The organism is Microbaculum mangrovi (assembly GCF_051390635.1).
Classification (GTDB): Bacteria; Pseudomonadota; Alphaproteobacteria; order Rhizobiales; family Tepidamorphaceae; genus Microbaculum.
Map to the genome: position 1 here is coordinate 281,135 of NZ_JBPODT010000001.1, position 15,157 is coordinate 296,291.

At 66.5% G+C, this 15,157-nt stretch carries 15 protein-coding genes; 7 read left to right on the forward strand and 8 right to left on the reverse strand.

Annotated elements, in window-relative coordinates:
- Positions 1-30 precede the first annotated feature (30 nt).
- The 7 genes from ACSF9G_RS01350 to ACSF9G_RS01380 all read left to right on the forward strand — a co-directional run bounded on the left by ACSF9G_RS01350 (position 31) and on the right by ACSF9G_RS01380 (position 6,733).
- Positions 31-1,239 (forward strand): substrate-binding domain-containing protein, encoded by a 1,209-nt coding sequence (locus ACSF9G_RS01350; RefSeq protein WP_436637466.1) that lies wholly within the window; start codon positions 31-33, stop codon positions 1,237-1,239.
- Between the two features lie 174 nt (positions 1,240-1,413).
- Positions 1,414-2,181 (forward strand): ABC transporter ATP-binding protein, encoded by a 768-nt coding sequence (locus tag ACSF9G_RS01355; protein WP_436637468.1) that lies wholly within the window; start codon positions 1,414-1,416, stop codon positions 2,179-2,181.
- Complete coding sequence (locus tag ACSF9G_RS01360; RefSeq protein WP_261616324.1) at positions 2,174-2,896, forward strand: ABC transporter ATP-binding protein; 723 nt, start codon at positions 2,174-2,176, stop codon at positions 2,894-2,896. The genes ACSF9G_RS01355 and ACSF9G_RS01360 overlap by 8 nt, the downstream gene beginning before the upstream one ends.
- A complete protein-coding gene (locus ACSF9G_RS01365) occupies positions 2,893-3,936 on the forward strand; it encodes a branched-chain amino acid ABC transporter permease (RefSeq protein WP_436637471.1) in 1,044 nt (347 codons plus the stop codon). The genes ACSF9G_RS01360 and ACSF9G_RS01365 overlap by 4 nt, the downstream gene beginning before the upstream one ends.
- A gap of 8 nt (positions 3,937-3,944) precedes the next feature.
- Positions 3,945-5,018, forward strand: a complete 1,074-nt coding sequence (locus ACSF9G_RS01370; protein WP_436637473.1) for a branched-chain amino acid ABC transporter permease — start codon at positions 3,945-3,947, stop codon at positions 5,016-5,018.
- Positions 5,019-5,028: 10 nt separating this feature from the next.
- Positions 5,029-5,820 (forward strand): alpha/beta fold hydrolase, encoded by a 792-nt coding sequence (locus ACSF9G_RS01375; protein WP_436637475.1) that lies wholly within the window; start codon positions 5,029-5,031, stop codon positions 5,818-5,820.
- A gap of 214 nt (positions 5,821-6,034) precedes the next feature.
- Positions 6,035-6,733, forward strand: coding sequence for a c-type cytochrome (locus tag ACSF9G_RS01380; RefSeq protein WP_436637477.1), 699 nt, complete (start codon positions 6,035-6,037; stop codon positions 6,731-6,733).
- 27 nt (positions 6,734-6,760) lie between these two features.
- Here the strand turns inward: ACSF9G_RS01380 and ACSF9G_RS01385 are convergent, their stop codons facing one another.
- From ACSF9G_RS01385 to ACSF9G_RS01420, 8 genes are all read right to left on the reverse strand, one after another.
- Entirely contained in the window at positions 6,761-7,126 is a 366-nt protein-coding gene (locus ACSF9G_RS01385; RefSeq protein ID WP_436637479.1) for a hotdog family protein, read from the reverse strand.
- Positions 7,126-7,509, reverse strand: a complete 384-nt coding sequence (locus ACSF9G_RS01390; protein WP_436637481.1) for a MaoC/PaaZ C-terminal domain-containing protein — start codon at positions 7,507-7,509, stop codon at positions 7,126-7,128. The genes ACSF9G_RS01385 and ACSF9G_RS01390 overlap by 1 nt, the downstream gene beginning before the upstream one ends.
- Entirely contained in the window at positions 7,506-9,023 is a 1,518-nt protein-coding gene (locus ACSF9G_RS01395) for an AMP-binding protein (protein WP_436637483.1), read from the reverse strand. Before ACSF9G_RS01395 ends, ACSF9G_RS01390 begins: the two co-directional genes overlap by 4 nt.
- A gap of 42 nt (positions 9,024-9,065) precedes the next feature.
- Entirely contained in the window at positions 9,066-9,842 is a 777-nt protein-coding gene (locus tag ACSF9G_RS01400; RefSeq protein WP_436637485.1) for an enoyl-CoA hydratase/isomerase family protein, read from the reverse strand.
- A gap of 4 nt (positions 9,843-9,846) precedes the next feature.
- Positions 9,847-10,437, reverse strand: coding sequence for a TetR/AcrR family transcriptional regulator (locus tag ACSF9G_RS01405; protein WP_436637487.1), 591 nt, complete (start codon positions 10,435-10,437; stop codon positions 9,847-9,849).
- A 102-nt stretch (positions 10,438-10,539) separates the two neighbouring features.
- Positions 10,540-12,561, reverse strand: coding sequence for a phenylacetic acid degradation bifunctional protein PaaZ (paaZ, locus tag ACSF9G_RS01410; RefSeq protein ID WP_436639626.1), 2,022 nt, complete (start codon positions 12,559-12,561; stop codon positions 10,540-10,542).
- A gap of 50 nt (positions 12,562-12,611) precedes the next feature.
- Positions 12,612-13,832, reverse strand: coding sequence for a cytochrome P450 (locus tag ACSF9G_RS01415; protein ID WP_436637488.1), 1,221 nt, complete (start codon positions 13,830-13,832; stop codon positions 12,612-12,614).
- Between the two features lie 9 nt (positions 13,833-13,841).
- Entirely contained in the window at positions 13,842-15,155 is a 1,314-nt protein-coding gene (locus tag ACSF9G_RS01420; protein WP_436637490.1) for a TRAP transporter large permease, read from the reverse strand.
- Between the last annotated feature and the right edge of the window lie 2 nt (positions 15,156-15,157).

The window sequence follows — 15,157 nt, forward strand, 5'->3', positions numbered from 1 at the left end:
CCGGACGGCCGCACCAACCGGGAGGAAACTATGGGGACCTTCAGATCCGCCGCGCTTGCGGCACTAACCCTGACAATCGGCGGCCTGACGATCGGCGGCGGCCTCTCCGCCGCTCAAGCCGCCGACGACATCGTCATCGCCCACGTCTACGGCAAGACCGGGCCGCTCGAGGCCTATGCGAAGCAGTCGCATACCGGCCTGATGATGGGCCTCGAATACGCAACCGACGGAACGATGGAGATCGACGGCAAGAAGATCGTCGTCATCGAAAAGGACACGCAGCTGAAGCCGGATATCGGCAAGGCCGCTCTCGCCGAGGCCTTCGGCGACGACGACGCGGTGCTGGCGGTCGGCCCGGTTTCCTCCGGCGTCGCGCTCGCCATGGCCCCAGTCGCCGAGGAATACGAGAAGATCCTGCTGGTCGAGCCGGCCGTCGCCGATTCCATCACCGGCGAGAACTGGAACCGCTACATCTTCCGCACCGGCCGCAACTCGTCGCAGGACGCGATCTCCAACGCGGTGGCGCTCGGCAAGCCCGGCGTGAAGATCGCGACGCTTGCCCAGGACTACGCCTTCGGGCGCGACGGCGTCGCCGCCTTCAAGGAAGCGCTCAACGGCACGGGCGCCGAACTCGTCTTCGAGGAATACGTGCCGACGGATACACAGGACTTCACGGCGAGCGCCCAGCGCATCTTCGATGCCATGAAGGACCAGGACGGGCGCAAGTTCCTGTTCGTGATCTGGGCCGGCGGCAACAACCCCATCGGCAAGATCAAGGCGATGGACCCCTCCCGCTTCGGAGTGGAGATCGCGACGGGCGGCAACATCCTGGCGGCCATGAAGGCGTTCAAGGCGCTGCCCGGCATGGAAGGCGCGACCTACTACTACTACGAGATCCCGAAGAACGAGATCAACGACTGGCTGGTCAAGGAGCATCAGGCCCGCTTCAACGAGCCCCCGGACTTCTTCACCGCCGGCGGCATGGCGGCGGGAATCGCGGTCGTCGAGGCCATCAAGAAGGCCGGCTCGACCGATACCGAGGACCTGATCGCGACCATGGAAGGCATGGAATTCGAGACACCGAAGGGCAAGATGGTGTTCCGCCCGGAGGACCATCAGGCACTTCAGTCCATGTATCACTTCAAGATCAAGGTCGACCCGGACGTCGAGTGGGGCATCCCCGAGCTCGTCAAGGAGCTGACGATCGAGGACATGGACATACCGGTCCGCAACCAGTGACCTGAAATCGGCCGGGCGGCTGCCAAATACCCACCGCCCGGCCCTGTTGTCCGGTAAGCCGGTCTCCGCTTTCGCGGGAATGAGCGGCGAGCAGCGAACCTGTCCCTAGCCCGCTCATTCCCGCGAAAGCGGGGATCGGGAAGCGATTGGCACCATGCCGACAGACGAACGGCCATGACGGAACGCCCGGTACTCGAAACGACCGACCTGACGATCCGCTTCGGCGGCCATGTCGCGGTGGACGCGGTGTCCTGCGCCTTCGCGCGCGGCACCCTGACCGCGATCGTCGGGCCGAACGGGGCGGGAAAGACCACCTACTTCAACCTGATCTCGGGCCAGTTGAGGGCGAGCGCCGGCCGGGTGACGCTGAACGGCGAGGACATCACCCGCCTGTCCGTGCCCGAGCGCACCGAGCGCGGCATCGGCCGGGCCTTCCAGCTCACCAACCTGTTTCCGAACCTGACCGTCCGCGAGAACGTCCGGCTGGTCGTTCAGGCCGTCTCGGGGCGTCGCTACGATCTCTTCTCCCGCGCCGGCAGCCATGTCGAGCTGATCGAACGCGCAGAGCATGTCCTGGCCGAGGTAAAGCTGCTGGACAGCGCCGACCGCACGGTCGCCGCCCTCCCCCACGGCGACCAGCGCAAGCTGGAGGTCGCCCTGCTGATCGCCTTGAAGCCGCAGGTTCTGATGTTCGACGAACCGACCGCCGGCATGAGTGTCGACGAGGTTCCCGCGATTCTCGACCTGATCCAGGGCCTCAAGGCCGATCACGACCGCACCATATTGCTGGTCGAGCACAAGATGGACGTCATCCGGTCGCTGGCCGATCGCATTGTAGTCCTGCACAACGGCGCGCTCGTCGCCGACGGCGACCCGCAGGCGGTGATCGCCTCGCCCATCGTGCAGGAAGCCTATCTGGGCATGGAGCCGGCCGATGCGTGACCTGCTGACGCTCGAAGGCGTCCACACACACATCGCCCAGTACCACATCCTGCAGGGCGTCGACCTGACCGTCCCCGAAGGCGGGGTCGCGGTCATGCTCGGCCGCAACGGCGCCGGCAAGACGACGACGCTGCGCACGATCATGGGCCTGTGGGGCGCCTCCGCCGGCACGATCCGCTTCGACGGAACCGATATCACCAGGCTCGACACCCCGGCGATCGCCCGCCTCGGCATCGCCTACGTGCCCGAGAACATGGGCATTTTCACCGATCTGACGGTGCGCGAGAACATGATCCTGGCGGCGACCGGCGGGGCAATGGAGTCCGCCCGCCTCGACTGGATCTTCGCACTGTTTCCGCCGCTCAAGACCTTCTGGGACAAGCAGGCCGGCAACCTCTCCGGCGGGCAGAAGCAGATGTTGTCGGTCGCCCGCGCGGTGATCGAGCCGCGCCGCCTGATCCTGATCGACGAGCCGACCAAGGGCCTGGCGCCGGCAATCATCAAGTCGATGACGGCAGCACTCGCCGAACTCGCCAAGACCGACACCACGATCCTGCTCGTCGAGCAGAATTTCGCCATGGCCAGGAGCCTCGGCCAAACGGTCTCCGTCATGGACGACGGCCGTATCGTCCATTCCGGCGACATGGCCGCGCTCGCCGCCGACGCCGGCCTGCAGGAGAAACTCATGGGACTGAGCCTGGAGGCCCACCAATGAGCAACCCGCCAGCCGGCGATACCTCCATCGCCCCGAAGATCGAGCAGGCGTCCCTCGCCGAGAGGCTCGGCAATTGGGCGCCGCTCCTGCTGGTGCCGGCGCTCGCCATTGTCGGCCTTGTCGCCATCGCCAACCCGGCGACATGGATCACCCTCACCGCGGCCGGCCTGGCCATGGGCATGATGATCTTCCTCATGGCGTCCGGCCTGACGCTGGTCTTCGGCCTGATGGACGTCATCAATTTCGGCCACGGGGCCTTCATAGCCATCGGCGCCTTCGTCGGGTTCACCGTGCTCGGATACCTGTCCGGCTGGACCGACGCCGCTTCGGTCTGGCTGAACCTCGCCGCCCTGTTCCCGGCGATCCTCGTCGCCATGCTCGTCGCCGGCGGCGCGGGCTATGTCTTCGAGCGCCTCATCGTCAAGCCGGTCTACGGCCAGCACCTGAAGCAGATCCTGGTCACCATGGGCGGCCTGATCATCGTCCAGCAGCTCATTCTGGTGTTCTGGGGACCGGACGCGATCCACCTGTCGCGGCCGCAGACCCTGCGCGGATCGGTGGTGATCGGGGAGGCCGCGATCGAGAAGTACCGGCTCGTCGCCGTCGTCATCGGCCTTGCCGTTTTCGTTTGCATGCGGCTCGTGCTGAACCGCACCAAGATCGGCCTTCTGGTCCGCGCCGGGGTCGAGAACGGCGAGATGGTCGAGGCGCTGGGCTACCGTATCCAGCGGCTGTTTCTCGCCGTCTTCATCGTCGGTTCGGCGCTTGCCGGGCTCGGCGGCGTCATGTGGGGGCTCTACCAGGAGACCATCACCGCGCACATGGGCTCGGAGATCATGGTGCTGGTCTTCATCGTGGTCATCATCGGCGGCCTCGGGTCGGTCGAGGGCTGCTTCATCGGCGCGCTCCTGGTCGGCTTGCTGTCCAACTATGTCGCCTTCCTGTCGCCCAAGGTCGCCCTGGTCTCGACGATCGCGCTGATGGTCATCGTCCTGATGTGGCGGCCGCAAGGGCTCTACCCCGTCGTCAAGGCGAAGTGAGGCCGGCCATGCTCGCAAACCTCCTGTCCGGCGATACCCCCCGCAGCAGGGTGCTGACGATCGTGCTCCTGGTGATCTTCGTGTCGCTGCTGCTCGCCCCGTTCCTGTTTCCGGGCACCCGCTCGCTGGAAACGGCGGCGCGTATCTGCATCTTCGTCGTCCTGGTGGCGAGCTACGACCTGCTGCTCGGCTATACCGGCATCGTTTCCTTCGCCCACACCATGTTCTTCGGCATCGGCGCCTATGGCGCGGCGATCGCGCTGAACCATATGGGCGCGAGCTTCGGCTCGATCCTCGTCGGGGCGATCGCCGGGGCCCTGGTCGCCGCCGGACTGGCGCTGCTGATCGGGCTGTTCTCCCTGCGGGTGAAGGCGATCTTCTTCGCCATGGTGACGCTCGCCGTCGCCAGCGCTTTTCTAGTGCTGGTCTCGCAGCTCTCCGGCCTCACCGGCGGCGAGGACGGGCTCAACTACAAGATCCCGCGCGAATTCACCCCCGCCTTCAAGCTCTTGGACGACAGGCTGTTCGGCGTGCGCGTCGACGGCAAGCTGCTCGCCTACTACTTCGTCTTCTTCGTCTCGCTCGCCCTGTTCCTGCTGATGCTGCGCTTCGTCAATTCGCCCTTCGGCCGCGTGTTGCAGGCCGTCCGCGAGAACGCCTTCCGCGCCGAGGCGATCGGCTACCGGGTGGTGACCTACCGCACGCTCGCGACCGTCCTGTCGGCCATGATCGCCGCGCTCGCCGGCGTCCTGCTCGCCGTCTGGCTGCGCTATACCGGCCCGGCGACGACGCTGTCGCTGGAAATCATGGTGGACATCCTGCTGATGGTGGTGATCGGTGGCATGGGCACGATGTACGGCGCGGTCATCGGCGCGACCATCTTCATCCTCGCCCAGACCTACCTGCACGAACTGATGGCCGTCGCCTCCGACGCCACCGCGCCGGTCCCGCTGCTCTCCGCACTGCTGTCGCCGGATCGCTGGCTGCTTTGGCTCGGCCTGCTGTTCGTGCTCAGCGTCTACTTCTTCCCCACCGGGATCGTCGGCCGCCTGCGCGGCGCCGAAAGCCGGGCGGCCAAGTGAGCGGCGACAGGTGAGCGGCGCAATGCATGTCATCGAGGCCGGCGAGGGACGCCCCCTCCTGTGCCTGCACGGCTGGTCCTGCCATGGCGGCTTCTTCGGGCCACAGGTCGAGGCGTTCCGCTCGGAGGCCCGAGTCGTCACCCCCGATCTGCCGGGCCACGGACGAACCGGCCGAGACGGCCCGGCGCTGACGATCGAGGCGGCCGCCGACGCCGTCGCCGGCTATATGGCCGAGCGCGGTTTCGAGAATGTCATCGTTGTCGGCTGGTCGATGGGCGCCCATGTCGCCTACGCGATGATCGAGCGCCACGGCACGAGCCGCCTGGCCGGTCTCGTCTCCATCGACATGACGCCGAAGGTCCTGAACGACGACGCCTGGCATCTTGGCCTTAGCGACGGCCTGGACGCCGCACGCAACGTCGGCGTCCGGAAATCCATCCAAACTCACTGGCCGGAGATTGCCCCGCGCATCGCCAAGCGAATCTTCGCCCGCGGCCTGCTCGCGGACCGCGATCTGCTGGCCTTCGCGGAACAACAGATCACTGCCGCCGATCCGGCCATGCTCGCCCCGATGTGGGCCTCGCTCACCGCCCAGGACTTTCGCGACACGATCGGCCGCATCGATATTCCGGTGCTGCTGGCCCACGGCGCCCGCAGCGCCCTGTATGGGCCGGCTATGGCCCGGTGGCAGCGCGATCGCCTGCGGAACGGCCGGCTCGTCACGTTTCCGCGCTCGGGCCATGCCCCGCATCTGGAAGAGCCCGCCGCCTTCAAGGCGTTGCTGTCCGATTTCATAGCCTGAACGGTCGCCCCCACCGTGCCGGTCCCGCGCGCCGCGCCGGCCGCACCGCCGAGACGGCCGACTTGGCTAAAATCCCGAGGATCCGGTTTCCGTTTTGTTTGGACGAAAACGGTTCACTGCCCGCAATTCCGTTCAGGCAAACCGCTGCGATCCGGATCGGCGGTCACGCACGTGGCGGGCAGACGAGCGCCGGACATTCGACATCGGGGAAACCATGAGACGCCCGATCGCAACGTTTTGCGTCCTCGCCGCGGTCTTCGCCGCGTGCACGCTTTCCCCGGTTGCCGCGCAGGCGGGGGACCTGGTCGTAAAGCCCAGGAACCCGAAGACGATCTTCCGCACCCAGGACGGCGTCTACGAGCCGAGGAAGCTGAAATACCGGGTGTCGACGACGGCGGGAAAGCGGACATGGGTCCTGCGGTCCCGCAAGACCATGTTCACGGGCACTCCACCGTCCGGCAAGGCGCGGAAGCGGGCCAAGAGGGTCGTCGTCACCCCGAACGATGCCAGGATCGGCGCGCTGGCCCCGGGTAACTATGACTTGCGGCTCGTCTGGCGAGCGAAGGGCCGGGGCAACAAGCGTGTGAAACGAAATGTGTCGCTGGTCGTGGAAGGCGACGCCGCCGCCGGGCTGTCCTACTTCACCAATTCCTGCTCGGGCTGCCACGATATTGGCGTGAACAAGAACGGCCCGCGCCTTGGCGGCGTCTACGGGCGCAAGGCGGGCACGGTCCCGGGCTTCTCCTATTCGGATGCCTTGGTGGCGTATGGCGAGGTCTGGGAAGAGCGGACCCTGAACGCCTGGCTGAAGAATCCGCAGAAGCTCGTGCCGGGCGCCAATATGTACGTCCTGGTGGCCGATCCGGTCGACCGCATGAACATCATCGCCTACCTCAAGTCCGTGTCGCCCTAGCGCCCCGACGCGAAGGTCGCTGTCCGCTCAGGCCCCCACATCTTCCACATAGACAAGCGCCCGCCCCTCGCACACGCGCGTCCCGTCGGCCGTTTCGCAGACGGTCTCCAGATCGACCAGGTGCTTCTCGGGCCGAAGCTTCGTGATCGTCACCCGCGCGGTCAGCGGTTCGTCGTAAGGCGCCGGCTGCAGGAACCGCATCTCCTGCTTGAGGTAGTTGGTGCCGAAGCCCGGCAGTTCGACGCCGAGCAGAAAGGAGAACAGTGCACCGATCAGCGGTCCCGGCACATGCGAGGGCAACGTGCCGTCGTCACCGGCAAGCGCGGCGAACATTGCCCGGTCGCCGGACCTGTAGGCGCGGGTGACGCTTGCGGTCTGGCCGAGTTCCAGCATCAGACGGCCTCCCTGCGAAACAGGCATTCGCCCTGGAGCGTTACCTCGCCGTCGGCCTGGCGGGCGATCGTGACCGTCAGGCGGGACGGATCGTCCCGCATCGGCGCGATCGTAATGACCAGCGGCTCGTCGGCATAGGACGGGGCGGGAAACATCAGTGCCTGTCCGACGTGTTCTGCCTCCGGCCAGTGTCGCCTGATCAGGGCCCAGACGCGCGAATAGAGCAGCATGCCGTGCGAGACGGTGCGGCCGAAGCGAGTGCGCGCCGAGAAGTCCGGATCGACATGGATCGGATTGTCGTCGCCCGACAATTCCGCGAAGCGGTCGAAATCCGCCTGTCGCGGCGTCCAGACCTCGGTGACACCGGACGTGGCGATCGTCATGGAACCAGCTTTCTGAGCATGTGCTTCCGGATCTTGCCGGCGGCGGTGCGGGGCATGTCCGCGACCACGTGGAAGCGTTTCGGGATCTTGTAGGCGGCAAGGTGCTCGCGGCACCAGGCCGGCAGTGCCTCGATGTCGATGTCCGTGTCCGGACGGGCGATCAGGAAGGCCTCGCCTACTTCTCCCCAGCCCTCGTCGGCGACGCCGATGACGGCGGCCTCCAGAACCCCGTCAAAGGCGACGAGCACGCGTTCCACCTCGGCGGGATAGACGTTCTCGCCGCCGGAAATGTACATGTCCTTGATGCGATCGACGATGAAGTAGTACCCGTCCGCGTCGCGACGGGCGACGTCGCCGGTCTTGAGCCATCCGTCCTCAGTGAAGGCAGCCCCGGTCGCCTCGCGGTTGCCGCGATAGCCGGGCGTGACGCCGGGACCGCGAATCTGCAGTTCGCCCTCCCCCGCCCCGTCGATCACGGCGCCGTCGGCCTCGACGATACGGGTTTCGGCGAGCATCTGCGGCTTGCCGACCGAGCCGATCTTGCTTTCCGCATGGGCCGTGTCGTTGAGGAACACGGTCGGCCCGGTCTCGGTCATGCCCATGCCGTTGCACACCAGCACGCCGCGCGCCGCGAAGGTCCGGATCAAAGGCTCCGGCAGCGGCGCGCCGCCGCAGGCAAACGAGCGCACGGCCGAAAAATCGGTGTCGGCGAAGCGCTCGTGCAGCGCCATTGCCTGATAGATCGCCGGCACGCCAAAAAACGAGGTCACCTCACCACGGTCGACGAGATCGAGCACGTCGCCGGCATCGAACTTCCTCAGGACCCGGCTGCGCCCGCCCATCAGGAACAGGGGCAGCGTCGGCAGGTTGATGCCGCCGGTATGGAACAGCGGCAGGAAATTGAGCGACCAGTCGGTGGAGACGAGATCGACGGCCTGCGCATAGTTGACCGTGTTCGCCCAGGCCATCGCCGGTGTCTGGATGACGGCCTTCGGCAATCCGGTCGTTCCGGAGGTGTAGAGCAGATACCACGGATCGGCGGTCGAGACCGGCCGCCTGTCGAGAGGACCGGCCGGGCTCCCGGCGATCAGCGTTTCCAGGTCGGCCTCCGCGACGACGCCCGGCTCCATGCCGAGGCGCAGGAGTTTGCGGGCCTTGGCAAGCGCGTCGGCGACCGCCTCGAACGCACCGTCGACGGCCAGGATCGTAATATCGGCCTGTTCGACCAGCGGCAGCAATTCGGCCGGCGGCTGGCGCCAGTTGAGCGGCACCAGGATCAGCCGCGCCTTCTGGCACGCGAACAGGAAGACGAAGAAATCCGGCCGGTTGTGGCAGAGGATGCCGATCCGGTCGCCCTCCCGCGCGCCCAATGACAGCAGGCCGCGGGCAAGACGCTCCGCCCGTTCGTTGACCGCGGCAAAAGTCAGCTCCCGACCGGTCTCGTCGTCGACAAAGGCGACGTGATCGGGCGTCAGTTCGGCGCGCTTGGCGGCCATGTCGGTGACGTGAAGCAATGGTCCCTCCCTTAGGCGCGTCTTTCGTTTCCGGCGGCGTCTTCAACGCCGTTCCACGAAAGCGCGCATGCGGATCGCGACCTCGGGTCTGCCGACGAGTTCGCAGAACGTGTCCTTCTCGGCCTCGAGCCTCGCCGCGATCGCCGTCCTGCGGGTCTCGTCCCAAACGAGCCGCCGCGCCGCCGACAGGCTGTGCCTCTCCTTTGTCCGCAGCATCTCGATGGTCCGCGACACGGCCCCGTCCAGCGCGTTCGCCGCGACGACCTCGCTCGCCAGGCCGAGCGCCAGCGCCTCCGGCGCCTCGATCCGACGGTTGAGCGCCTGGATCGCCACCGCCCGGGCCGGCCCGATCCGTTCGGACAGCATCGCCGTCCAGCCGCCATCCGGCGCGAAGCCGACCTCGACATAATAGGACTGCAGGAACGCCACCTCGCTCATCAGAACGATATCTGCGGCGAGCACGAGACCGATCGCGCCTCCGGTCACCGGCCCGTTGAGGCGGGCAATCACCGGAAAGGGAAAATCGAGCAGATCGAGGATCGCGGCGTTGAGCAGCCCGACGATCCGCTCCGCATAGGCGCCGATGCCGCCGGACGTCTCGCACGATGCCAGAAAGCCGCCGATATCGCCGCCGGTGGAGAAGCTTTGCCCCGCCCCGGTCAGGACGAGCGCGAAGACATCGTGCTTGCGCGCTTCGGCGACCGCCCAGCGCAGATCCTCCAGCAGCTCGGGAATCAGGGCATTGTGCCGCTCCGGGCGGTCGAGCGTGGCGGTCGCCACCCCGTCCGCGATGTCGATGGTGACGAGCGCGGCGCGCATCGGGTCAGCGCCTCAGGCCGTTGACGATCATGTCGTGGGCGGCGTCGACGACGGCGTCGATCGGCGTCGTGTCGCCCCACACCACGGCGCGCTCGCCGAGCGTCTTGGCGATACCCATCAGCATCCAGGCGCGCACGTCCGGATCGCCAGGCCGGATCTCGCCGGCCGCGTCCGCCGCCGCGAGCGCCTCGCGGTAGCCATCGGCGAAGCTCTCGAAATAGGCACGGTACGCATCCGGATTGACGAACAGCGCCTCCTGGATGATCCGGTAGAGGTTCGGATGCGCGGAAACGAAGGTGAGGAAACCGCGCAGGCCCTCCTTCTCCGCCGACAGCCGGTCGGCCGCCTCGGCCGTCGCCGCGTTCAGGGCCTCGCGCAGAAGCCGGCCCATGTCGACGACCAGCTCGGCGAAGACCTCGTCCTTGCTCTTGAAATAGATATAAAACGTGCCCTGCGCGACACCGGCCTCGCGGGTGATGTCGGTGATCGAGGCGTCGTTGAAGCCGCGTTCGCCGATCACCTGTTCGGCCGCGCTCAGGATCGCGCGTCGGGTCGCTTCGCCTCGGGCGGTTTTCGGGGTGGCATTGGCTTCCATCGGCGGAAAACATCCAACATGACACATGGTTCATGTTTCATGATGCGCGCGGCGCGCGACCCGGTCAAGAGGCACGCATCGATTCGAGGCCGAATTCGGACCTCACATCGCGTTCATCGTCAGCAGGTCGTAGCTCGCGACCTGCTCGTCGTTCTGGTTGAACACCGCGACGTCCCAGCGCACCTCGCCGTATTCGGGATTGCGGCGCGTCTTCTGCTTCACCGTCAGCCGCACCCGGATCGCGTCGCCGGGGCTGACCGGCTTCTGGAAGCGCAGGCTGTCCAGGCCGTAGTTTGCGAGCACCGGCCCCGGATCGGGATCGACGAACAGGCCCGCGGCAAAGCTCAGCAGCAGATAGCCGTGCGCCACCCGTCCGGGGAAGAACGGGTTCGCGGCCGCCGCCGCCTCGTCCATGTGCGCATAGAAGGTGTCGCCGGTGAAATGGGCGAAGTGCTCGATGTCCTCAAGCGTGATTTCGCGCGAGGCGGTGTGCAGCGTCTCGCCGATCTGCAGGTCGCCGAACGTGCGGCGGAACGGATGGACATTGCCCTGTATTTCCCGGGAGCCGGGCACCCAGGCCTCGCCGATCGCCGTCAGCAGGTCGGGCGAGCCCTGGATCGCCGTGCGCTGCATGTAGTGCAGGACTCCGCGCACGCCGCCCATCTCCTCCCCACCACCGGCGCGGCCGGGACCGCCATGCACCATGTGCGGCAGCGGCGAGCCGTGCCCGGTCGCCTCCTTGCCGGTGTCGCGGTTGGCGAAATAGAGCCGCCCGTGCCAGGCGCCGGCACCCAGAACCACCGCGCGGGCAACCGCGGGATCATGCGTGAATACCGAGGCGACCAGGCTGCCCTGCCCGCGGTTGGCGATGGCGACCGCGTGGGCGAGATCGCGGTAGCCCATGACGGTCGACACCGGTCCGAAGGCTTCCGTCTCGTGCGTCTTGGTCGCCGCGTCCGGATCGGCGCAGCGGAACAGCATCGGCGGCACGAAGGCGCCCTTCGCCGCATCCGCCCCCTCCACAGTGAACGCGTCGGGATCCCCGAACACCCGCTCGCATTCCGAAGCGATGATCGCCGCCTTCGCCAGGACGTCGGCCTTCTGCTCGGCGCTCGCCAGCGCCCCCATCCGCGTACCTTCCGCCGCCGGATCGCCGATCACGGTCTTCGCCAGCTTGCCGGAGATCGCGTCGATCACCGCGTCGACGGTGGCATCGGGCACGACGATGCGGCGGATCGCCGTGCATTTCTGCCCGGCCTTCACCGTCATCTCGCGCACCACTTCACGCACGAAGGCATCGAATTCCGGCGACCCCGGTTCCGCGTCGGGACCGAGGATCGAGGCGTTGAGGGAATCCTGCTCGGCGACGAAGCGCACAGAGTTCTCGATCAGGTGCCTTTCGGAACGCAGCATCAGAGCGGTATGGGCCGAGCCGGTGAAGCTGACGACATCCTGGCAGCCGAGCCGCGACAACAGATCGCCGGTGCCACCGACGATGAGCTGAAACGAGCCCTCCGGGAAAATGCCGCTTTCGATCATCATCCGGAAGCAGGCCTCCGTCAGGTAGGAGGTCGCAGTAGCCGGCTTGACGATCGCCGGCACGCCGGCGAGCAGCGTCGGCGCGAGCTTTTCCAGCATCCCCCAGACGGGGAAGTTGAAGGCGTTGATGTGGACCGCGACACCCTGCAGCGGCACACAGACATGCTGGCCGAGAAACGCGCCCGAGCGCGAAAGCGGCTCGATATCGCCGTCGATATAGACGTGGGCGTCCGGCATTTCGCGCCGGCCCTTCGAGGAGAACACGAACAGCGTGCCGATGCCGCCGTCGATATCGATCAGCGCGTCGGACTTGGTCGCGCCCGTCAGGAAGGACAACGCATAGAGGCTGTCGCGCCGTTCGTTGAGATACTGGGCGAGCGCCTTCAGCTTCTCGGCGCGCTGATGGAACGTCATGGCGCGCAGCGCCGGCCCGCCGACATCGCGGGCGTAGGCGACCATGCGCGCGAAATCGAGACCGTCCGAGCCGGCCTCGGCGATCGTCTCACCGGTGACGGCGCTCGCGATCGGCCGTGTCGCGCCGGACGGCGCGACCCAACGGCCCGCGGCGAAACTCTCAAGTCGCATGATGCTCACGGGACGAAACTCCTTGTCGTTCAGGCGGCGCGCCGGGTCGTTCAGGCGACGCGCGCGGGCAGACTGGCGAAGCCGCGGAAGCGGACGCGTCCGCCGCGTACCGGTGCGCCATCCAGTTCGTAGTTCGGGAAACGCGCCAGGAACCGCCCTATGGCGGTCTTGCCTTCCAGCCGGGCAAACGCATGACCGGCGCACAAATGCGGCCCCCAGGCGAACGCGAGATGCTTGTTCGGGGTGCGCGAAATATCCATCCGGTCGGGATCGGGAAACTGCGCGGGATCGCGATTGGCGGCACCGATGCACAGCGTGATCCGCGTACCCTTCGGTAGCGCTTCGCCGCCAAGCTCCACGTCCTCGGTTGTGATGCGGTTGCCAAGCTGGTTGGAACTCTCGTAGCGCAGGAATTCCTCGACCGCGGTGCCAATCAACAACGGGTCCTCGATCAACCGTCGTTTCTCATCCGGCCATTCGGAGAGGATATGCAGGCCGTTGCCGATTAGGTTCGTCGTCGTCTCGTGACCGGCGTTCAGCAGGAATATGCAGTTCTGGACGAGTTCGACATGGGTCAGCCGTTCGTCGCCGTCGCCCTGCATCAGCCGCGTCAGCACGTCGACGCTCGGATCGCCGGGATTCTTGCGCCGGTCGGCGATGAGCCCCTCCAGATAGTCCTGGAATTCGAGCACGGCCGCGTTGCCGCGCGCCTCCTGCTGCGGCGTCAGCACCGGTTCCAGCGCGCCGAGGATCGACAGCGACCACTCGCGCAGCGGCCCGCGATCCTCGTGCGGAACGCGCAGCAGGTTGCCGATCACCTCGATCGGGATCGCCGCGGCGAAATCCTCGATCAGGTCGGCCGTGCCCTTTTCGGCCATCCGTTCGAGCAGTCCGTCGACGAGCCGGATCAGGTCCGGCTCCAGGCGCGCAATCGCCTTGGGGGTCAGGGCCCCGACGATGATCGAGCGCACGCGGGTGTGCAGAGGCGGATCGTTGAAAACCAGGCTCGTGGTGTGGTGCAGATACAGCGGGCTGTCGCCGAATTTCGGCTTGAACTCGACTTTCTTGTCTGACGAGAACCGTTTGGTATCGCGATACACCGTGACGAGATCGGCATAGCGGCTGATGAAGCAGGTGCCATCGTCGAACCGCTTGATCGGCGCGTATCTCAGCAGCGCTCGGTAGGTCGGATACGGATCCTCGGCAAACGACTTCGGCAGGTTCCACTGATCGAAACGCTCTGCCAGCGACCGTGCTTCCGCGTCATCCATCACCGCCCCCTACATGCTGTTCGGCAGCACAAGAACCAGCCAGGGCACGAACACCATCAGGGCCAGCCGCAGGATGTCGAAGGCCCAGAATGGCGTCACGCCCTTGAATATCGTCCCGGTCGAAACGTCCTCGACGACGCCGCGCAGGACGAAGACGTTGAGGCCGACCGGCGGGGTGATCAGGCTGATCTCGGTGACCACCACCACGATGATGCCGAACCAGACCGGATCGAAACCGAGGCTGATCACCAGCGGGAAGAAGATCGGCACGGTGAGCAGCAGCATCGACAGGCTTTCGAACACGCAGCCGAGCAGCAGATAGACGACCAGGATCAACAGGATCACGACCATCGGCGGAAAGCCCGCCTGGTTGACGAGTGCGAGCAGCGCCTCCGGCATGCCGGCGATGTTGACGAAGTTCGAGAAGATCCAGGCGCCGATCAGCACCGCGAACAGGCTAGCCGTCGTGTAGGAGGTTTCGAACAGAACTTCCTTCACGGCCTCGAAATTCAAGCCGCCACGCGCGAGCGCGATGAGAAATGCTCCCATCGCTCCCATGCCGGCCGCTTCGGTGGGCGAGAAGGTCAGGTGTATCGGCCAGAAGTTGAACAGCCCGTAGAGACCGCCGATCACCAGGAAGAACAGGAGCAGCACCGCCCAGACGCCGCGGACCGCCTCCAGCCGCCCCTTCCAGTCCGTTCGCTCCCCGGCCGGGCCGGCGTCGGGATTGCGCGCGACCGTGAACTTCACCGCGAAGAGGTAGAAGAGAATGCCGACCGCGCCCGGCACGATGCCGGCGATGAACAGCTTGCCGATGCTGGTCTCGGTCAGCAGGCCGTAGATGACGAGGATGACGCTTGGCGGGATCAGGATGCCGAGCGTGCCGCCCGCGGCGATCGAGGCCGTCGACAGCGAGTCGGCATATCCGAACCTTCGCATCTGCGGCATGGCGACCTTTGACATCGTCGCGGCAGTGGCCAGCGACGAGCCGCAGATCGCCGAGAAGCCGCCGCAGGCGACAATCGTCGCCATCGCCAGGCCGCCGCGTAAATGGCCCAGGAAGGCGTAGGAGACCTGATAGAGCTCGCGGCTCAACCCGCCCTTGTTGACGAGCAGGCCCATCAGGATGAACAGGGGAACGACGGAGAGACCGTAGTCCTGCGCCGTATCGATTAGCAGCCGACCCGACATCGAGATCGCACCGGCGGTACTGGTCTCGTAGGCATAGCCGACCATGCCCACCACGCCCATGGCGAAGGCGATCGGCAGGCGCAGCAGCACCAGCACGAGAACCGCGGCGAAGCCGATGAGGGATTCAACCATGG